Source organism: Bianquea renquensis, assembly GCF_014384895.1.
Lineage (GTDB): Bacteria > Bacillota > Clostridia > Lachnospirales > Bianqueaceae > Bianquea > Bianquea renquensis.
The window spans coordinates 13993-33707 of sequence record NZ_JACRSQ010000010.1; the positions used below are offsets into that span (position 1 = coordinate 13993).

18 protein-coding genes are annotated in these 19715 nt (G+C 51.1%); 15 read left to right on the forward strand and 3 right to left on the reverse strand.

What is annotated here, in order from left to right:
* Positions 1–69: 69 nt before the first annotated feature.
* Together H8730_RS08145 and H8730_RS08150 are read left to right on the forward strand one after the other, a co-directional pair.
* Positions 70–1434 (forward strand): MATE family efflux transporter, encoded by a 1365-nt coding sequence (locus H8730_RS08145; protein WP_249289660.1) that lies wholly within the window; start codon positions 70–72, stop codon positions 1432–1434.
* 103 nt (positions 1435–1537) lie between these two features.
* On the forward strand, positions 1538–2863 hold the full coding sequence (locus tag H8730_RS08150; RefSeq protein ID WP_430385381.1) for an MATE family efflux transporter: 1326 nt from the start codon (positions 1538–1540) through the stop codon (positions 2861–2863).
* 12 nt (positions 2864–2875) lie between these two features.
* On the opposite strand, the gene H8730_RS08155 is transcribed toward H8730_RS08150, so the two are convergent.
* Positions 2876–3712 (reverse strand): AraC family transcriptional regulator, encoded by an 837-nt coding sequence (locus H8730_RS08155; protein WP_177720048.1) that lies wholly within the window; start codon positions 3710–3712, stop codon positions 2876–2878.
* 153 nt (positions 3713–3865) lie between these two features.
* Here H8730_RS08155 and melA point away from each other — a divergent pair, with 153 nt between their 5' ends.
* Positions 3866–5182, forward strand: coding sequence for an alpha-galactosidase (gene melA / locus H8730_RS08160; RefSeq protein WP_249289662.1), 1317 nt, complete (start codon positions 3866–3868; stop codon positions 5180–5182).
* Between the two features lie 6 nt (positions 5183–5188).
* Here the strand turns inward: melA and H8730_RS08165 are convergent, their stop codons facing one another.
* Entirely contained in the window at positions 5189–5707 is a 519-nt protein-coding gene (locus H8730_RS08165; protein WP_249289663.1) for a ferritin-like domain-containing protein, read from the reverse strand.
* 369 nt (positions 5708–6076) lie between these two features.
* Between H8730_RS08165 and H8730_RS08170 the strand changes: the two genes are divergently transcribed.
* The 12 genes from H8730_RS08170 (at position 6077) to H8730_RS08220 (ending at position 18756) form a co-directional block, all read left to right on the forward strand.
* Positions 6077–6877 (forward strand): sugar phosphate isomerase/epimerase family protein, encoded by an 801-nt coding sequence (locus H8730_RS08170; RefSeq protein WP_177713653.1) that lies wholly within the window; start codon positions 6077–6079, stop codon positions 6875–6877.
* Between the two features lie 18 nt (positions 6878–6895).
* Complete coding sequence (locus tag H8730_RS08175; RefSeq protein WP_249289664.1) at positions 6896–8287, forward strand: sulfatase family protein; 1392 nt, start codon at positions 6896–6898, stop codon at positions 8285–8287.
* 17 nt (positions 8288–8304) lie between these two features.
* Entirely contained in the window at positions 8305–9312 is a 1008-nt protein-coding gene (locus H8730_RS08180; RefSeq protein ID WP_177713655.1) for a Gfo/Idh/MocA family protein, read from the forward strand.
* 26 nt (positions 9313–9338) lie between these two features.
* Positions 9339–10214: an AraC family transcriptional regulator gene (locus H8730_RS08185; protein ID WP_249289665.1), complete on the forward strand. Its 876-nt coding sequence runs from the start codon at positions 9339–9341 to the stop codon at positions 10212–10214.
* A 1-nt stretch (position 10215) separates the two neighbouring features.
* Positions 10216–11310, forward strand: coding sequence for a Gfo/Idh/MocA family protein (locus H8730_RS08190; RefSeq protein ID WP_177713657.1), 1095 nt, complete (start codon positions 10216–10218; stop codon positions 11308–11310).
* Positions 11300–12697: a sulfatase-like hydrolase/transferase gene (locus tag H8730_RS08195; protein WP_177713658.1), complete on the forward strand. Its 1398-nt coding sequence runs from the start codon at positions 11300–11302 to the stop codon at positions 12695–12697. Before H8730_RS08190 ends, H8730_RS08195 begins: the two co-directional genes overlap by 11 nt.
* Positions 12698–12713: 16 nt before the next feature.
* Positions 12714–14009 (forward strand): ABC transporter substrate-binding protein, encoded by a 1296-nt coding sequence (locus tag H8730_RS08200; protein WP_177713659.1) that lies wholly within the window; start codon positions 12714–12716, stop codon positions 14007–14009.
* Positions 14010–14105: 96 nt separating this feature from the next.
* The gene (locus H8730_RS08205) at positions 14106–14936 is read left to right on the forward strand and encodes a carbohydrate ABC transporter permease (protein ID WP_249289666.1); all 831 of its coding nucleotides are present in this window, start codon (positions 14106–14108) and stop codon (positions 14934–14936) included.
* The gene (locus H8730_RS08210) at positions 14933–15805 is read left to right on the forward strand and encodes a carbohydrate ABC transporter permease (RefSeq protein WP_249289667.1); all 873 of its coding nucleotides are present in this window, start codon (positions 14933–14935) and stop codon (positions 15803–15805) included. The genes H8730_RS08205 and H8730_RS08210 overlap by 4 nt, the downstream gene beginning before the upstream one ends.
* A gap of 1208 nt (positions 15806–17013) precedes the next feature.
* Positions 17014–17136, forward strand: a complete 123-nt coding sequence (locus tag H8730_RS17600) for a hypothetical protein (protein WP_283243911.1) — start codon at positions 17014–17016, stop codon at positions 17134–17136.
* A 152-nt stretch (positions 17137–17288) separates the two neighbouring features.
* Complete coding sequence (locus tag H8730_RS08215) at positions 17289–18089, forward strand: hypothetical protein (protein WP_249289668.1); 801 nt, start codon at positions 17289–17291, stop codon at positions 18087–18089.
* 190 nt (positions 18090–18279) lie between these two features.
* Positions 18280–18756: an MGMT family protein gene (locus H8730_RS08220; protein WP_249289669.1), complete on the forward strand. Its 477-nt coding sequence runs from the start codon at positions 18280–18282 to the stop codon at positions 18754–18756.
* On the opposite strand, the gene H8730_RS08225 is transcribed toward H8730_RS08220, so the two are convergent.
* A complete protein-coding gene (locus tag H8730_RS08225; protein WP_249289670.1) occupies positions 18751–19656 on the reverse strand; it encodes a helix-turn-helix transcriptional regulator in 906 nt (301 codons plus the stop codon). The genes H8730_RS08220 and H8730_RS08225 overlap by 6 nt on opposite strands.
* Positions 19657–19715: the final 59 nt, after the last annotated feature.

Consider the following 19715-nt stretch of genomic DNA (forward strand, 5'->3'; position numbering starts at 1 on the left):
GTTTATACGTCGACATATCCTAGAGAATATGGTACACTAATTTTATCTAGAGGAAAGGAAATGTGGGGCATGGCTTCGAACCAAACTGATTTTTCTGTGGGGAGTGTCAGCCGACGGATTTTAGAGCTGGCGCTTCCCATGACGGCGGCGCAGATTATCAATTTGCTGTACAATATGGTAGACCGAATGTATATAGGGAGGATTCCCGGGACGGGAACCTTAGCGTTGACAGGGCTGGGGTTATGTTTCCCGGTGATTTCCATCGTATCTGCCTTTGCCAACCTATTTGGTATGGGTGGCGCCCCGCTGTGCTCCATTGCGCGCGGCAAGGGAAATGTCCAGGAAGCAGAGAAGATCATGGGGACATCCTTTGCGATGCTGCTTTTGTCGGGGGCGGTGCTGACGATTGTTGGAATCGCAGTGCATAAACCGATCCTCTATGCATTTGGGGCTAGCGATGCCACCTACCCCTATGCCGGCGCGTATTGTGTCATCTATTTGGCTGGCACGATCTTTGTTATGATCAGTCTTGGGATGAATAGTTTTATCAACAGTCAAGGGTTTGGGAGGATCGGAATGATGACCGTTCTCCTGGGGGCGGTTCTCAACATTGCGCTCGACCCTGTCTTTATCTTCATATTGGACATGGGAGTCCGTGGGGCGGCGCTCGCAACGGTTCTGTCCCAATTGGTGTCGGCACTTTGGGTGTTCCATTTTTTGACCGGCAAAAAAGCAATTCTTCATCTCCGCTGGGGAAAGGGACAGATTGAATGGCGGCGGCTCAAGGAGATCGTGACACTGGGGCTTTCCGGCTTTGTAATGTCCATTACCAATAGCGCCACACAGATTGTTTGCAATGCAAGTCTTCAAAAATACGGAGGGGATCTGTATGTCGGGGTGATGACCATTATCAATTCTGTCCGCGAGATTCTGACCATGCCGGTGACAGGGCTCACCAATGGGGCTACGCCTGTTTTAGGTTATAATTATGGCGCCAAGGAATATGGCCGTGTGAAAAAGGCGATTCGATTTGTCTCCATCGGTTGTATCCTCTATACAGTGGCAGCGTGGCTTCTGTTGATCTGTTTTCCTAAACTTTTTATCCAAATCTTTAACGATGATTCGCAGATGATAGCGGCCAGCGTGCCAGCGATCAAGCTCTATTTTTTCGGCTTCTTTATGATGGCGCTGCAGTTTGCGGGGCAGAGTGTCTTCGTCGCCCTGGGCAAGGCAAAGCTGGCCGTCTTCTTCTCCATCTTTCGCAAGGTGATCATAGTGATCCCCCTCACCCTTATTCTGCCGAATCTTTTTGGACTGGGGACCGATGGCGTCTTTTTGGCAGAGCCGATTTCCAATTTTATCGGCGGAGCGGCCAGCTTTATCACGATGTTGTGCGTTGTCTGGCCAGAGTTGAAGACGGAAAGGCCGGGATAAAAAAGCCATTTTTCACCGCTAAGGGGGGGAAGGATTCAGCGACAGACAACCTGTGGAATTGTCCCCTGGGTATGCAACAATAAAGGAGAGTGGAGAACAAATGTTGTTTTCAAGAAAGGATTTGCGCAAGCTTATCATACCGCTGGTGATTGAGCAGATTTTGGCGGTTACCATCGGTATGGCCGACACGGTTATGGTATCCTCGGTGGGGGAGGCGGCGGTGTCCGGTATCTCGCTGGTGGATACCATCAATGTATTGCTCATCAATATCTTCTCGGCCTTAGCGACCGGCGGCGCTGTGGTGGCGGCCCAGTATATGGGCCGAAAGGACCATGACAACGCCAACACAGCGGCGAAGCAACTGATTCTGTCCACGACGGCGGTTTCCTTTCTCATCATGGCAGTTTCCCTTTTGCTCAAAAAACCGCTTCTGCGCTTGATCTTCGGCTCCATCGAGCCGGATGTCATGAGCAATGCACAGATCTATTTTCTCCTGTCTGCGCTGTCCTATCCATTTTTAGCAGCGTACAATTCAGGCGCCGCCTTATTCCGGTCCATGGGGAATTCCAAAGTCTCCATGTTCACGTCCCTTATCATGAATCTCGTCAATGTCTGTGGCAACGCCGTCCTGATATACATCTTCAACATGGGCGTCGCGGGTGCGGGCATCGCATCGCTGGCATCCCGCGCTCTGGGCGCGATCGTGATGCTTCTGTTGCTTCGCAATCGAAACAACCCGATCTCTGTGCGGCAGCTACATAGAATTCGTTTCCAGCCAGCCATGATCAAGAATATTATGCGAATCGGTGTGCCCAACGGGTTAGAAAATAGCATGTTTCAGATCGGCAAAATTCTGACTTCCAGCCTCATCGCTTCATTCGGAACCGTGGCGATTGCGGCCAATGCGGTGGCCAATACGGTGGCCTCCATGGAATGTATCCCGGGAAGCGCCATTGGACTCGGAATGGTGACCGTGGTGGGCCAATGTGTGGGGGCTGGAGAGTATGAGCAGGCCAAAAAATACACGCAGAAACTGATGCTGCTGACCTATATAACCATGGCCATTTTAAACATCGGAGTTCTGCTTGCGCGACAGCCGATTGTTGAATTCTATCATCTCTCGCCGCAGACCATGGAACTGGCCCGATGGCTATTAGTCTATCATAGCCTTTTGTGTATGATCATCTGGCCTCTATCCTTTACCTTGCCCAACGCCCTTCGGGCGGCCAACGATGTGAGGTTTCCCATGGCCATCTCCATCATCTCCATGTGGGTTTGCCGCATCGGCATGAGCTATCTTCTGGGACAAGGTTTCAACATGGGAGTCAAGGGAGTGTGGATTGCCATGACGTGTGATTGGCTTGTCCGGGCATCCATCTTTGCGTGGCGGTTTCTCAGCGGAAGGTGGAAAAATAAAAAGGGAGTATAAAAGGACAGTCGATTATCGAGAATTTCGAGCTTGGATCTGATAGTCCCGGGGAGGGGAACCGACGTATTTTTTAAAGATCCGGCTGAAATACAGGGGGTTGTTATAGCCTACCACTGCCGCCACTTCCGAGATATTCAGGGTGCTATCCGCCAGCAGTTCCTGGGCCTTTTGCAGGCGGAGAAGAGTCTGGTACGCATGGGGGGAGCTGCCGGTCAAGGCGGTGAACTGCCGGATAAAATGGTATTTACTCATTTGGCAGAGGGCCGCGCAGTCCTCCAGCGGGATCGCGGACTGATAGTGGTCGTGGATATAGTCTACAGCCGGAGCCACCCGTTCCAGTGGATCCTCTGGCCCTTCGGCAAGCCGCTGTTTTCTTCCCAGGAGGGCGATTAGCTCCGCCAGGAGAGCGGCGCACATCAGCTGGTATCCGTCGGGCTGACGCTGGATCTCCCGCATGACGCGGCGAAAGAGTTCCAAGACGGCGGCATCCACGCCCACGGAGATGACAGATCCTTGCAAGCCCGCGGCCTGGAGCAACTGCCCGGCCCCAACGCCGGTGAAGTGAATCCAGAAAGCTTCATGGGGGCAATCTGTGCGGTACTCGTAGATCTGGGGTTCCCCGGGGAGGTAGAGGACGATATTGCCAGCGTCTACCTGCCGGAAACAGCCGCCCAGGTGATAAAATCCGCTGCCTTTGGACAAATAGATAATTTGATAGTCCTTCCTTCCGGCCGGCCGGCGGATGGCCAAGCTATCACCATTCCCGCCCTGGAAGCCGCAATTGTTGACCCACAGGAATTCTTTTGAGACACCATCTGTATTGTATGTGGTTCCGTCGATGAGATACATGGCGAACCTCCTGCATTTTCTGCCTTTAGTATACTGCCATGACCACAAAAATTCAAGACAAACCGCAATTTTGTGCATGAAAAAGGCAACAATGGGCATTGGAAAAGGGAGGGCCGCCCGATATAATGGGAGACAAAAAGGAGGTACGAGAGAGTGAATAAATTTGCTTTCATTGGGGCAGGGAGCTTTATCTTTACCCGCAACCTAGTGCGGGATCTGTTGACCTTCCCGGCCTTTCAGGACTGTGAACTGGCGCTGATGGATATTAATCCAGAGCGGTTGGACAAGATCACCCAGGTGGTCAAGAAAATCGTCAAGGCCATGAACGTCCCCGCGAAGATTGTGCCCACCCTCAGCCGAGCGGAGGCACTGGAGGGGGCAGACGGCGTGGTCTGCACTGTATTTAATGGGGATATCGACATCTGGCGCTATGACATTGAGGTGCCAAAGGAGTTCGGCGTGGATATCAACGTGGGGGACACCCGCAGCATTTCCGGTATTTTTCGGGCAATCCGGAACATCCCGCTGATGCTGGACATCTGCCGTGATATTGAGAAGTATTGCCCCAAGGCAGTGTTCCTCAACTACACCAACCCCATGGCGATGCTCTGCAAAGCCATGCAGACCTACTCAAAGGTGGAAGTCACCGGCCTGTGCCACAGCGTCCAGGGGACGGCTGCGATGCTGGCCGAATGGATCGGCGCGCCGGAGGAGGAGATCACCTACCTCTGCGCAGGCGTCAACCATCAAGCCTTCTATCTCAAGTTCCAGTGGAACGGAGAGGACGCCTACCCGCGCCTGCGGAAGGTTTTGGAGAATTCGGAATACTATCAGAAGGAAATCGTCCGCAACGAGATGTTTACGCATTTAGACTACTATGTGACCGAGTCCAGTGGGCACAACTCGGAATACAACCAGTGGTTTCGCAAACGCCCGGATCTAATAGAGAAGTACTGTACCCACGGCACCAACTGGAACCCCGGCGAGTACGCCTTCTCTCTGAATTTTCGCCTGGAGCGAGAAAAAACCTGGCGTGACGATTTTAATAAGTGGATACGGGAGGAAGAAGTGGATACCAAGCGAAGTAACGAGTATGCTGCCAATATCTTCAACGCTCGGATTGGCGACGGCGTCCCCTTTCTATTCAATGGCAATGTGCTGAATCATGGGGCTATCTCGAATCTGCCCTATGAAGCCTGTGTCGAGGTGCCTGTGGTGGCCTCCCGGCAAGGAATCCAGACAACAACCGTAGGAGCGCTGCCCGCCCATCTGGCAATTCTGGTCAACACCACTGCTTCCCTGGAGAACTTAGTGGTGGAAGCCGCCATGGAGGGGGATAGGCGGAAGGTGTTTCAGGCTGTCTGCATGGACCCATTAACTTCCGCTGTCTGCAGTTTGCAGGAAATAAAGGAGATGACGGACCGGCTATTTGAGATTAACAGAGACTACTTGCCAGATTTTAAGTGGTAAATGGATTTAAACCATATCCTGTAAATCCTGATAAATTTGTATGTGAATCTTTTCATCCTGGGCGATGCGTATGAGGATTGCGGATACATGTTCATCCTGTACGCTCTCCGCCTGGGACATATAGGTGTCGAATGCGGTCTGCTCCATGAATGCGTTATAGGAGAGGATTTTTCTCACATCCTTTGTATAATTGATCATATTGCCGTTCCATGCGGACCGATACACGTTTGGCCGCGCCTGGCAGCGGGGATCGCCGCCTAACAGGGACACAAGCTGACCGAAAATGTCCAGGTGATGCATCTCCACTTTGGCAATTCGCTTTAATATAGCGGCAATATCCGGGTGGAGGGCACTTAAAATCCAATCTTGGTACATGTATTGATAGATAGCGGTCATCTCCCCCTGTGGACCTGACAGATTTTGTGATATCAAAAGGGCGTGCTGAGGATTCTGACAGTCCACGGTTATGGCGGGGTAGGGGGCGGAGGATGCCACCGCCGGTCCTGAGTTGAGAGAAGTATGCATCGGTAGATACCCTCTTTCATTTTTTATCCAATATATGACGGGTGGGATTCGTTTATGCCGGAGGAATACGTCTCCGACTGAAAGGGTTGAATTGCTGTGCCTGCAAAAAGTTCGCGAAGGCGAACTTTTTTTGAATGGCGGAATCCGACCGCCATTTTGCAATTTCCGTTCTTGTTTATAAAAGTTAATGAATATGTCTTGCAATCTATAAATGGGGAAGCTATAATGTGCGTGTAAAAATGAGAGAGATACAATCCTCTATTTTGCGGTTGTCGGTTGGATCCGCCGGTGACCGCGGTATGGGGAAAGCCGGCGTGCTGATCATGGCAAAACGAGTCATGCAAACATACATAAAAAGGAGTGCAGTTGATGATCAAATTAGGCGTTAACACTGTATTGTTCAAGGCCTTTTCCTTCCGGGAAGCGGCGCAGGCCATCAAGCTGGCGGGATACGATGGACTGGAGATATCGGCGATTCAAGGGATGTGCGAGCATCTGAACCTGGACGACTGGAAGGCGCAGAAGGCAGACCTTTTGGATGTGATGGCGGAGGTGGGACTCACCTTTTTGTCCACAGAGGTAGCATCCCTCGACAAAGAACGGCTGAAAAAGGCATTTGAGGCCTGCGCGGAAATTGGAATTCCCGTCATCAATGTAGGTCCAGGAGGAAAATCCGGCGACGAGGAGACATTGAGAGCCAGCGTGGAGACGCTGGCGGACTTGGCCGCAATGGCAGAGACCTACGGTGTAACCTTATGTGTGAAAGCCCATGTGGGCGCCGCCATCTACAATACCCCCACCACACTCCGCGCCATGGACGCCATCACCAGTCCAGCGTTTGGAATCGATATGGACCCCAGCCATATCTACCGTGCGGGAGAGCTACCCGAAATGGCGCTTCCCGCGGTCTTATCCCGGGTTAAGCATGTTCACATTCGGGATTGTAAGGGTGCGGGGCCGTCACCCGGAGTTCCCAGCTTACAGGCATGTGGCCGTGGAGATATCAATCTATTTGAGTATTTCAAGGCTATGGTGGATGGCCATTACGATGGTCCTGTCTGTCTGGAAGTAATTGGACCGGAGTTGACAATGGTGGAGGCTTCCACCATTGCGGCGGAAAGTTATGGATACATGAACGCCTGTCTGAAACAATTGCAGGCGCGAGGTTAAAACAGGAGGCGATTAGTCATGAATAAAAAACCAAATCTTGTATTGTTTGGAATCGACAGCTTACGGGCAGACCATATGAGTCTGTATGGATACAAGCATCAGACGACCCCCAATATCACAAAATATGCTCAGGATGCGTTGGTATTCAACCACTGCTATAGCCCTCATATTCCGACTACATCCGGCTACTCCTCCATGCTGACAGGGATGGACTGCTTTGGCACCAATGTGGTTGCCCTGCGGCACAAAGGGCAGATCGCGGAGCCGGTGAGCACGCTGGCGGAGGTCCTGCGGGACAATGGATACAACACTACATGCGTGGGATTTGAGGGGAATCCCGCAGCCAGAGGCTTTGATACATACATTAATTTTGAGGGGTGGGGCGCAGAGCAAGGGGATGGACGCGCCCATAAGGCGGAAAATCTCAACGAGGTATCCATTCCGGAGCTCTGCCGGCTGGCGGAGGCGGAGAAGCCCTTCTTTCTCTTTATGCGCCATATGGATCCACATTCGCCCTATCTGCCGCCGGCTCCCTTCCAGCATATGTTTTATCAGGCGGACGCTTTTGACAAAAATAACCATTCTCTGGATTGTGTGTATAACTTTAAACCTTTCTGCGACTACTTTTACACTTGGTTTCCGGAAGGCTGTACGGATAAGGATTACATTATTGCACAGTATGATGGGGCTATTGCGTACATGGATGCCTGCATCCAGGTGATGTTGGAGAAGCTGAGGACACTTGGCATCGAGGATGATACTATTGTTGTATTCGTATCGGATCACGGGGAAACTCTGTACGATCACGACTGCTATTTTGACCATCACGGGCTGTATGACTGCACACTCACAGTTCCGCTGATCATCCGGTATGGCAGGAAGATCAAAAAAGGCTGCCGTTTTGACAACACCTGCTATTTGAAGGATGTAATGCCCACACTTCTGTCCCTGATGGAGATTGAGACGGAGGTGCAATATGACGGGCGCAACCTGCTCCCGTTGATGGAGGGGCAGCCGGTTAAGGAGGAGCCAGAGTTTTATATCACGGAATGCACCTGGGAGCGCAAGCATGGGTGGCGTACGCCCGAGTGGAAGTTGATTGTAGCCTTAGAGCCAGATTTCCATTTTCGTGAGATGTTGGAACTCTATAATCTGGTGGAAGATCCGGAGGAGTACCACAATGTGGCAGATGAAAACCCGGAAGTGGTGCAATGCCTGAAGGCTAGGATGGAGGCATTCATTGCGAAGCGGGAGAAAGAAGTGGGACGTGACAATCCTATGTATACGAATCTAGATTGGCACGGTTTGGGGGGAGGCCCTTTCAAATCCTCCGAGGAGGCATACAATCGGCTTCATATTGGAGACCCGGAGACAGCCCGCAAGATCCAGGCGCGGCTGGCGGAAAATTAGGCTAGAGGGTGAGTCTTATGCAGAGAGCCTGTGTTATTGGCATGGGTCCTATCGGCAATAACCATGCCACCGTATACGCGTCCCTACCCAATGCGGAATTGGTTGGGGTCTGCGACCGGCAGCCGGACCGCGCGGATGCGGCTGCCAAGAAATATGGCGTGCCGGCGTTTTACAGCGCCCAGGAGATGCTGGACGCCTTGAAGCCTGATATTTGTAGCGTGGCGACAGGCGGCTACGAGTATTCCAGTGACCACTTTGAGCCGACGATTCAAGCTTTGGAAGCGGGAGCTCATGTGCTGTGCGAGAAGCCCATTTCCAATGATCTGGGGAATGCGCGAAAGATGGTGGACACGGCAAAGCGGCTAAAGCGATGCTTTGGGATCGACCTAAATCATCGCTTTACGCCGGCGGCCAGGACGGCGAAACAGTGGCAGAGGGATGGCAAGATTGGCGATCTACTCTTCGTCAATATGGCATTGTGGATCGGCAAATTTATGCCGCTGGATTCGGTATATTATCACTTAAAGGCGCTCAATCCCCATAGCGTGGATATTATGCGGTATTTCTGCGGCGATGTGGAGGAAGTCCACTGTTACGCCATGAAAGCGCCGGGACGGGATATCTGGTCTACGGCCTCCATCAATATGCGGTTTGAGAATGGGGCGGTGGGCCATTTGACTAGCTCCTATGACATCGAGAGAGGGCATCCCATGGAGCGCTGCGAGGTCGCGGGAACAAAAGGCCGGCTAGTTTTTGAGGATATGTGGCGGGAGGCGACGCTCTATCCGGCCGGTAATCTGATCAAGGAAGTCTATACCAACCCGGTTTTTGGAGGATTCCGTGAATTTTTTGATACGTTTGCGGACCGGATCGCCACCTTTGTCAATCAGGTGGACGCAGGGTGCCGCCCTGATGAGATTGATGGATCCGGGGAGGATGGATATCGCGCCAGCCAGGTCATCCATGCGGCCATTGAATCTCTCAAGACAGGGATGCCCGTCCAAGTCAAATCGATCACCCAATAATTCTCCGCAGAAAGGAATGGGAGCCTATGCGGGATACGCCGTTGACCATCATGTCCATGATGGGCGAGGAGGTGATTCCCATCACCGTGACGACGAATTTGCACCATGGAAAGGGCTCGATGCACAGCCATACATTTTTTGAGTTTGTGTATATCGATCACGGATTTGCACTCCATACCTGTAATAAAGTCACCTCCATTGTATCGGAGGGAGACTGGTTTTTGATTCGGCCCAATGAACCGCACAATTACATCAGTGCGTATAATACACTGCTGTACAACTGTTTATTTGAGGCGGAAGCGCTGCAGGATAGCATGGATATGTTCCTATCTCTTCCCGGAATGGAGGAAGTGTTGCTTAGCCAGTCCCCCTTCGAGAAGTTGAACTTAGATTATACCCAGCGACTCAAGCTCAAGACTTGTCTGAACAAGATGATGGCGGAAAGGCAGGAGCGAAAACTGGGGTGGGAGTTGAAGCTGAAAAGCCTGCTGGAGGACTTTCTCGTCTTTTACGCGCGGGTCTATCATGAGTCCAGCAACATTTTGCCGGAGAACAACGCAAATTTTTCTAAGATCTATAATGTACTGAAATATGTGGAAGAGCATTGTACGGCCAATATGACCGTCAAGGACATGGCGCAGGTGGCACAGCTATCCCCGGATTATATGGCGAAGCTCTTTAAGGCTTCCATGGGACTGACGCCAGCGGAGTATGCCCGGAATTTTCGAATCGCCAAATCCATGGAGCTCTTGGAAAACACGGACCGGCCGGTGGCACAAATTGCGGCAGAACTGGGTTTTTCCGACAGTTCCGTATTTTCAAGACTTTTTAAGCAGGTAGCCGGCATCTCGCCGACGGCCTTCAAACGAATATCCGACGAAGAAAGAGCAAAGGAGAATTGATATGGCATTAAAAGTAGCAGTCGTTGGTATGGGCGGCATCGGAAATACCCATGCCGATTGTTATCAGAAGGATGAATTGGCAGAGCTCATCGCCGTATGCGATGTCAAGAAGGATAAGGCAGACGCAGCAGCGGAAAAATTCGGCGTGCCTGCATATTATAGCCTAAAGGAAATGCTGGCAGCCCACCCGGAGATTGAATCCGTCTCGGTGACCACCTCCGGCTATGAAAATGGGAGCTGGCACTACGTGCCCGCGATGGAGGCTCTCGATGCGGGAAAGCACGTTCTTGTGGAAAAGCCGATTTCCAATGATGTGCGGGAAGCGCGGGAGATGGTTCGCTTTGCGGCGGAGAAGGACCTATACCTTGGCTGTAATCTAAATCACTATTTCACAACGCCCGCCTATGAGGCCGATGCACTGATTCAAGAGGGTAAGATCGGAGAACCTGTGTATATTCTGCATAAGATGGGATTTGACGGGAGTTCCGCCACCTATGGCGGCGTATCCAGCCCTCGTTGGCAGAGGCCATACTCCCATGTAAAGGCGTTCTTGGCGCATCCTTTCTCCGTTATGCGGCATTATGGCGGCAATATCACCCACGTTCAGTGCTTTATGGATAAGCCAGGTGTCCGCAAAGAGGCAGATGATCTCATGTTTTCAATCAATGGGGTGCATGTCCGCTTTGAGAATGGCAGCATGGGCTACTTGCTTTCCCAGAGAGGGGACGCGCGTTTTGGCCTTGGCGGCTGGTGGAGCTTTGAGATGGCGGGGACGAAGGGCACGTTCTGCATTGAGAACTGTGTTGAGAAATTGACCTATTGGCCGGGCAAAGAAAAAGATCAGGACCTACAGGATCCTATCGTGACCAACACCGGCATTACAGACTTTGGTTCTACATTTCCGACCCGTATCCACGCATACCTAGAAGATGTACTCAATGGGGTTCCCAAGGAACACTTACGTGCCTCAGGACGCGATGCCCTGGCAACGCTGGAGTATACCTTTGCGGCCATTCGCTCCTTCGAGGAGGGCGGCGCACTTGTGATCCCAGAAGCGCTCCCGAATTTGCACGGGGATCCCTCCTATGTGTGGTAAAAGGCCAAATCTTCTATTTATCATGGCGGATCAGCTCCGCTATGACGCTCTAGGGTGTGCGGGACGGTTTTCGATATCAACTCCGAATCTTGACCGTCTGGCCTCGGAGGGGGCTTTCTTTTCCAAGGCCTATACCCCGATTCCTGTGTGCGCTCCGGCCCGGCAATCCTTGCTGTCAGGCCGCAGCGCGGATAGTTTTGGTGCGCTGTGGAATTATGATTTTATTCCGACCAACACGGTCCGGGGAAACGATCCATCCTGGCTCCATGCGCTGGCGGAGAGGGGGTATCGGACCTCCCTGGTGGGGCAGTGGCACGCTTCCTCTGAGGAAGCGCCCGCGGCCTTTGGGTACGAGACGTATAGTCCCTTCAAAGAATACGAGGAGTATATCCGCAAGACCTACCCCCATATCCGATATTCAGGCGGCTGGATGGGAGAGGCAAATCCTATTCCTTTAGAGGATTCCCGGACCCACTATATGGCCAGGCGAGCCATGGAGCGATTGGATGAATACGCCGCGGCGGGTGATCCGTTTCTGCTCATGTGGGATTTTGCGGACCCCCATCTTCCCTGCCGGCCAAGCGAACCCTTTGCCTCCATGTATACTGGCTCGGATATAGAGCCATGGGACAGCTTTGGCGATCCTATGGACAATAAACCGTATATCCAACGGCAGCAGCTGGTGAACTGGGATCTGACACAGACCTCCCGGGAGGCATACGTGGATTGTATGGCCCGGTATTATGGCATGGTGAGCCAACTTGACGACTCCATAGGCCGGGTTCTCACCCATCTGGAGGAGCTGGGACTGGCACAGAATACGCTGGTCATCTTTACCTCAGATCATGGGGATACCTGCGGCGGACATGGCATGTTAGACAAACATTATATCCTGTATGAGGATGTGGTACACATTCCACTAATCATGCGGCTGCCCGGCGTCATTCCTAAAGGAACCCGAGTCCAGCGCTGTGTTTCGAACTGCCTGGATTTGCCGCCGACGATTGAGGAAATCATGGAACTGTCGCCTTCTGGAGCCCGTCACGGGCTATCCCTTCTGCCGCTGCTAGCCGGGGAGGATCAGCCAGCCAGGCCGAATTATACTATCTTTACCTCCAACGGCCAGCAGTTTGGGCTGTTCACTCAGCGGGGGATTACGGATGGCCGCTGGAAATATATCTGGAATCTAACGGATATCGATGAATTCTATGACTTGGAGGCGGATCCGGGAGAATTCCACAATCTGATGGCGTATCCAATGGAACTGGATACAGAACTTCTGGCCAGCATGCGAAAAAATCTGTACACCGCTTTGATACGGCAGGGCGATCCTTTTGCCAAATCGCCCTGGTTAAAAAAGCAGCTGGTCGAAGGCAAGAAACTATAAGGAGACGTAGAAGACAATGAAAAAGTTCGTATCGATGGGATTAGTGCTTGTGTTGCTCTTATCCTGCGGGGCAGCTGTGACAGGCTGCCAAAAGGAGAATGAGGTAAGCGCCCCGGCTAACGGAGAGAGTACTTCTGGAGAAAAAGACAAAACCTTGACTTTGGTGCGCCTTGGCAATGATCAAGGGGAAGGGGAGTATTGGAAAGCGCTCATTACAAAGTTTGAGGACGCCAATCCAGGTGTAAAAATTCAGTATGACGAGGCGGCTATAGGGGATGCCATGGACACGAAGCTGAATACCATGTTCAGCTCTGGGATGGGGCCGGACCTAATCGGGAACGGCATATTATCAGTTCCCAACCGCGTGGAGATGGGGCATTACCAGCCGATTACAGACTACTTTAATGCCTGGGATGAAAAGGATGACATCATGCCGAGCGTTTTGGCGAACGGAACGTACAAGGACGAAATATACGGGATCGCCTATTCCACCACGCCTTTTATCTTTGCCTATCGAAAGGATCTCTTTGAAAAGGCTGGTTTAGACCCAGAGGCGCCGCCGAAGACATGGGATGAGTTAAAGGAGTACGCCTACAAACTTACGGAAAAAGAGGGGGATACAATCACCACGGCCGGATTTGCGTTTCCCATGAGTTCCGGAAACTTTGTCGAGTATGATGTCTTTGTATTCGGAAATGGCGGTATGTTTTATGACAGTGATGGGAATCCCACCCTGGATACACCTGAGAAAGCGGAGGCGTTTACCTTCCTGAAGAGTTTCATTGATGATGTCAATATCCCGTACAACAGCAATGAAACCCACCCGTTTATCAGTGGAAATGCCGCTATGACGTTGATCAATAATGTGGCACTGGCGCCTATTTTGGCGGATGAGCAGTATGAGGGAAAAGTTGGCATTGCATTCCCTCCGTACAACACAGCAAAAAAAACTTTCTGCGGTTGTAACATGCTGTTTGTGGGGCGCGATTGTAAAGAGAAGGAGACGGCCTTTGATTTTATCAAGATGGCGCTCAGCAAGGAGGAAGTGATGAAGCGGGCGGAGGATCTTGCCATCCCGGTGACTCGAACCTCCTGTGTCCAGGACTTTATTACGCTAGATCCTATGAATGCCGTGCGCGCTGAATGTGTAGAAAATGGAATTGGGATGCCAAGAACAACCTGGGCGCCTATGTTCCAAAAAGTTCGCAACGATATGGTACAAAAGGTGCTGTACTCCAAGGAGTCTCCGGAAGAGGCCCTGGCCAACGCGGCAAAGCAGTTGGATGAGGAGATTGCCGCTGCGGCGAAGTAGGAATTGTCAATAATCCTAGAGAAAGAGGTGCCGGGCATGCCAAAAGGGCCCAAGGGAACACGCATTTTTACAAGGGGCGATCGGGAGGCGTACGCGATGATCGCTCCCTTTTTCTTATTCTTTATCGTTTTTGTATTGATTCCTATAGGAGTCAATATTGTCAATAGTTTTACAAATTATAATTTGGACACAAAGAAATGGGTCGGACTTCGAAATTATGCGAGGCTTTTTCAAGATGCGTATTTTTTGCGGTCCTTGCGGAATACAGCGGTATATGCCATATTCAGCGTGATTCCATTGGTGATCATCGGATTTGTGGCGGCGATGGTAGTGAAACGGCAAACCCGCGCTATGTTTGCGGCCCGAGCGCTGTTGATGTTTCCCTATGTGTCGTCCATGGTGGCCGTTTCTATGGTATGGCTCTATCTTTTGGAACCCACCAACGGCATATTGAACAAATTGTTGGGGGCAATGGGTATCCCCGGAAAAAAGTGGCTGTTTGATGAGAATCTGGCGCTCCCCTGTCTTATTGTGGTTAATATATGGAAAAATATCGGATACGTCATGATTATTTTTCTTGCAGGGTTGGCAGCAATACCCAAGGAACTGTACGAGGCCGGTCGTGTGGATGGCGCCGGCGACTTTCGAATGCTGTTCTCTATCACGATTCCCTGTGTCCGGCCTGTGACGGTTTTTGTTGTGACGACTATGTGCATCGAGGCATTTAAAACTTTCGACCAGGTCAACATCATGACAAATGGGGGACCCTTGAACTCCACGACTACAGTCGTGCATCAAATCTATGTCCGGGCCTTTACAGAGTTCCAGATGGGCTACGCATCGGCAATGTCGGTGATGCTGCTGATTCTTGTTTTTTTGATTACATGCGTTAACTTGCGTATGGGAAGCGGAGGGGAAGTAGAATGAAGCCTTCCATTGGTCTACGTGCACTTAGCACGGCAGTGCTTCTATTTTTTGTTTTTGTGACGGGCTTTCCTTTTTTGATCATGGTATCGGTCTCGCTTCAATCCATGAGCCAGGTGTACTCACGGGAGCTGATTTTATTTCCTTCCAATCCCCAGTTCATCAACTATAAAACGGCCATGTCCAACGGCAACTGGGCGCGGTATTTGTGGAATAGTCTGTATGTTACGGGAATGGCGACGATTTTGAGCTTGTTTATTAATGCGCTGACGGGCTATACTTTTGCCAGGATGCGCTTTAAAGGGCGGCGTTTCCTTTTCTTTCTTCTGCTTATTGGAATGATGATTCCGCCTCAGGTCACAATGGTGCCCTTGTTCAGTATGATGCGACACTTTCCCCTGGCGGGGGGAAATACCATTTTTGGACAGGGAGGCACGGGCTTAGTCAATACATATACGGGCTTGATTCTGCCCTATATCGCTGGGTCTTTTGGTGTCTTCCTGTGCCGGCAGTTTTATGTGTCTTTTCCACGAGAGCTAGACGAGGCGGCGACCATTGATGGCTGCTCTCGCTTTGGAACCTTTGTGCGCGTATACCTGCCCTTATCAGGATCGATTTTGGCGTCGCTGACGATCCTTAAGGTGACGGGAATGTGGAACGAGTATACGTGGCCGCTGATTATGACCGTCGCGAGTTCGGATCGGGTTAAGACGGTGCAGATTGCGCTGACCAGTTTTCGAAACGAAGGGGAAATTTTTTGGAATCAGTTAATGGCGGCCACGCTCGTGGTAACAGCGGTGGTGGGAGTGATCTTTCTATGCCTACAAAAATATTTTGTGGCCGGGATTATGGCTGGCGGTGTGAAGGAGTAGGGAGAAAATTGAAATTCATCTATCTTTAGAAGCGAAGGGGAAAGACTGCCGCTAAAAATGAAAGACGAAAGGGCAATGCGAAGGAAAGAGAAAAGTGAGAGGCGAATCGGGTGACACGGGAAAGACAGCCGCTAAAAATGCCGGCGTCAAGGCGAAAGACGAAAGGGGAATGCGAGGGAAAGGAGAAAAGTGAGAGGTGAATCGAGTGAAAGGGGAAAGACAGCCGCTAAAAATGCCGGCGTCAAGGCGAAAGTCAAAAGGGCAATGCGGTGAACCGGGTGACAAGTGAAAGACAGCCGCTAAAAATGCCGGCGTCAAGACGAAAGACGAAAGGGCAATGTGAAGGAAAGAGAAAAGTGAGAGGCGAATCGGGTGGCAAGAGAAAGACAGCCGCTAAAAATGTTGGCGTCAAGGAGAAAGTCGAAAGGGCAATGTGAAGGAAAGAGAAAAGTGAGAGGTGAACCGGGTGACAAGAGAAAGACAGCCGCTAAAAATGTTAGCGTCAAGACGAAAGACGAAAGGGGAATGCGAAGGAAAGAGAAAAGTGAGAGGCGAATCGGGTGACACGGGAAAGACTGCCGCTAAAAATGTTAGCGTCAAGGAGAAAGTCGAAAGGGCAATGTGAAGGAAAGGAGAAAAGTGAGAGGTGAACCGGGTGACAAGAGAAAGACAGCCGCTAAAAATGCCGGCGTCAAGGTGAAAGACGAAAGGGCAATGCGAGGGAAAGGAGAAAAGTGAGAGGCGAATCGAGTGAAAGGGGAAAGACAGCCGCTAAAAATGCCGGCGTCAAGGTGAAAGACGAAAGGGCAATGCGAAGGAAAGGAGAAAAGTGAGAGGCGAATCGGGTGACAAGGGAAAGACAGCCGCTAAAAATGCCGGCGTCAAGGCGAAAGTCGAAAGGGCAATGCGAGGGAAAGGAGAAAAGTGAGAGGCGAATCGGGTGGCAAGGGAAAGACAGCCGCTAAAAATGTTAGCGTCAAGGAGAAAGTCGAAAGGGCAATGTGAAGGAAAGAGAAAAGTGAGAGGCGAATCGAGTGAAAGGGGAAAGACAGCCGCTAAAAATGCCGGCGTCAAGGTGAAAGACGAAAGGGGAATGCGAGGGAAAGGAGAAAAGTGAGAGGCGAATCGAGTGAAAGGGGAAAGACAGCCGCTAAAAATGCCGGCGTCAAGGTGAAAGACGAAAGGGGAATGCGAGGGAAAGGAGAAAAGTGAGAGGAGAATCGGGTGGCAAGGGAAAGACAGCCGCTAAAAATGCCGGCGTCAAGGCGAAAGTCGAAAGGGCAATGCGAGGGAAAGAGAAAAGTAAGGGGCAAATCGACAGAAAAGAGTAAAATTTAGACGTACAACGCAGTCACCCCATGAGATAGCTAATAAACTATTTACGGTATGTGTTCCACTTTTAAAAATATATAGGCAAGGTCTTGCTATTTTTATCAGAATTTTGTATACTAAGATATACAATACAGAAGGGATGGGGACGGATATGGTGGAACGACTGCAAGAGCGGGAGGACTGCCTGGCGCGTCTGTGTCAGGACTACCTTCTCACCTTCCTCAAAATCCAGCGGCTGACCGAGAGTTTGGCAAATGCCATCCGCGGGACCTTAGTCAAGAAGAAGGTGGGCAAATACTCGTATTACGATCTCCAGGTCTGGGAGAAGGGCAAGCGTAAGCGCACCCATGTCCGGAAGAAACAGCTGGAGGAGATCCGCCGCCAGGTGGAGCTGCGACAGCATCAGGAACGACAGCTTCGCGGACTGAAAGACTATCTGGAGGAGCTTCGCAAGTGCCTGCGGCATTTCCGCGTGAAGGTGGAGACCATCGTGGAGACGTACCGAGAGGAAGGGAGATCGCGGGCGAGACAGGAGCGAGAGAAGAAGGTAGACCAGATGGCAGCACGGCAGATGCCATATGGAAGCAACCTGAAATACCGGACCTTGCGTGGGGAACTGGTGAGGTCAAAGTCGGAGCTGACGCTGGCGAACCTGTTTTACACCATGGGGATCCCGTACGAATACGGGCCCAAGGTGAGGCTGGGGGAGATGGAAGTGGAAGCGGACTTCAAGGTGGGATCGAAGCTGGACCCGAGGCTGTGGTACTACTGGGAACACTGCGGGAGAATGGACGACCGAGAGTATGTGGAGAGGTTCGGGAAGAAGATGGCGCAGTACCGCACCAACGGGTACCGGGAAGGGAAGAATCTGATTGCGACGTATGAAGATTCGGAGAGCGGATTGGACACGCAGGAGATTCTGAACATATTGAAGGTGAACCGAATCCTATAGGGGACGGAGTAAAAGGGTTTGGGGGAGTGTTTTTTTAATTTTTTGCGGAGAAGTGTCACGGCGTCATGGACGGCGTTTTTTTATTGCCTATGATAATCCAGTAGCCATGATGTATAGTAGAAAAAATAAACCGCCTCATTGCATAGAATAAAAAAATGAGGTATGATTATTCGCAAGGAGGTGTTGAGACATGGCAAACGAACAGAATAAGGATTTTAACGCCATGATGCGAGATGCTAAAGGAATGCCAAAAATTCAGATCATCACAGACCCGAAGAGCATTGAAAAATATGGTGGTGACAGAATGTACTTTGCGCCGCCGCTTGAGTACGATCGCGTGATGAAGTCCATACCTATTGGGAAGGTTATTACCATTGGGAAGATTCGGGAATACTTCGCCCGATTAGGGAACGCCGATTTCACGGATCCCTTAACCGCTGGGATCTTTGTTTCCATTGTGGCGTGGGCGAGTGAGCAACGACAGGAGGACAAGACACCATACTGGCGGACATTAAAAGCCGATGGAGAGTTAAACCCTAAATATCCAGGAGGTATCCAGGCGCAAAAAGAAAAACTGGAGGCAGAAGGGCACATCATCATTCAACGGGGACGGACAAATATCCGATACTATGTAGAGTCGTTTGAAAACACTTTATATTCGTTATAAGTGGGGGTGAGTATTATGCCGCTGGCGGAACGCAGTAGGAGGGGCACCGTGTGACTTCGAAAAGACGGCAGTGAAATAGTTCGGATCCTGATAGCCAACGCGGCGGGCAATTTGCTGAATCGAAAGCTCGGAGTTCTGTAGAAGAGCCCGGGCTTTTTCCATGCGAAGTGCTTCTAGATAGGCAGTGATAGTCGTACCATATTGCTTCCGAAACAGATGTTGAAGATGAGACTTGGAGTATTTACAGAATTGAGCAAGATCATCCATTGTAATGCTGCGCATATACCGAGTGTGGAGATACTCCATGGCGCGTTGCAATATGATTTGTTGCTGTGTCTGGCCGCTGCTTAATTCCAAAACGCCAAGCTGAACATCATCCAAAAGGCACGATAACAATAGTGCCAGCGTATCCACGGCGGCCAGCAGCGCATTTGGCGGATCCTTCGGACAAACATGTTGGGAGTAGGAGGAACGCAGGCGCTCTTCCGAAAAGCCATACCGCCGTGAGATGGAGCGAAAGCGGCGCTCCAGTTTGTCAGAATCCGGTGGAAAACAGCCAATGCTGACGTATCCCACTACTTGATCATGGCAATAGATAGGAGACACATACTCCCCAACACCGCAGTGGCAGACACCATAAAAGGGTTCCTTACGCGCTTCTAATTTACGGAGCATCTGGCGCTTGAGATAGATGCATTCCCGCCAGAGGCTGGGATTCGTCTTGACATATAGGCAGTAGGGATTTTCATGGACAATATAATCGGATAGCAGACGGAGAAGCGGGCTGTCGCAATCCGCATATTCAAAGAACCCTCCAATGTGAAGTTCAACGCCATTCTGTGCGGTGAGCGCGGTGAGGGTATCCCGAAGAGCCTGAAACTGATACTCCCGTGGTTGCATGGTACCGACTCCTTATCAGTAAGAACAGAAAATTGCAGAATATCGAAGAGGAAAGACAC

What these genes read in the sequence shown, in the direction of transcription:
- H8730_RS08185 (WP_249289665.1), top strand. Translation starts at nt 9,339, where the DNA reads ATGCGGGATACGCCGTTGACCATCATGTCCATGATGGGCGAGGAGGTG.
- H8730_RS08215 (WP_249289668.1), top strand. Translation starts at nt 17,289, where the DNA reads ATGGTGGAACGACTGCAAGAGCGGGAGGACTGCCTGGCGCGTCTGTGT.
- H8730_RS08165 (WP_249289663.1), bottom strand. Translation starts at nt 5,707, where the DNA reads ATGCATACTTCTCTCAACTCAGGACCGGCGGTGGCATCCTCCGCCCCC.
- H8730_RS08190 (WP_177713657.1), top strand. Translation starts at nt 10,216, where the DNA reads ATGGCATTAAAAGTAGCAGTCGTTGGTATGGGCGGCATCGGAAATACC.
- H8730_RS08145 (WP_249289660.1), top strand. Translation starts at nt 70, where the DNA reads ATGGCTTCGAACCAAACTGATTTTTCTGTGGGGAGTGTCAGCCGACGG.
- H8730_RS08205 (WP_249289666.1), top strand. Translation starts at nt 14,106, where the DNA reads ATGATCGCTCCCTTTTTCTTATTCTTTATCGTTTTTGTATTGATTCCT.
- H8730_RS08210 (WP_249289667.1), top strand. Translation starts at nt 14,933, where the DNA reads ATGAAGCCTTCCATTGGTCTACGTGCACTTAGCACGGCAGTGCTTCTA.
- H8730_RS08180 (WP_177713655.1), top strand. Translation starts at nt 8,305, where the DNA reads ATGCAGAGAGCCTGTGTTATTGGCATGGGTCCTATCGGCAATAACCAT.
- H8730_RS08220 (WP_249289669.1), top strand. Translation starts at nt 18,280, where the DNA reads ATGGCAAACGAACAGAATAAGGATTTTAACGCCATGATGCGAGATGCT.
- H8730_RS08170 (WP_177713653.1), top strand. Translation starts at nt 6,077, where the DNA reads ATGATCAAATTAGGCGTTAACACTGTATTGTTCAAGGCCTTTTCCTTC.
- H8730_RS08175 (WP_249289664.1), top strand. Translation starts at nt 6,896, where the DNA reads ATGAATAAAAAACCAAATCTTGTATTGTTTGGAATCGACAGCTTACGG.
- H8730_RS08225 (WP_249289670.1), bottom strand. Translation starts at nt 19,656, where the DNA reads ATGCAACCACGGGAGTATCAGTTTCAGGCTCTTCGGGATACCCTCACC.
- H8730_RS08195 (WP_177713658.1), top strand. Translation starts at nt 11,300, where the DNA reads ATGTGTGGTAAAAGGCCAAATCTTCTATTTATCATGGCGGATCAGCTC.
- H8730_RS08200 (WP_177713659.1), top strand. Translation starts at nt 12,714, where the DNA reads ATGAAAAAGTTCGTATCGATGGGATTAGTGCTTGTGTTGCTCTTATCC.
- H8730_RS08155 (WP_177720048.1), bottom strand. Translation starts at nt 3,712, where the DNA reads ATGTATCTCATCGACGGAACCACATACAATACAGATGGTGTCTCAAAA.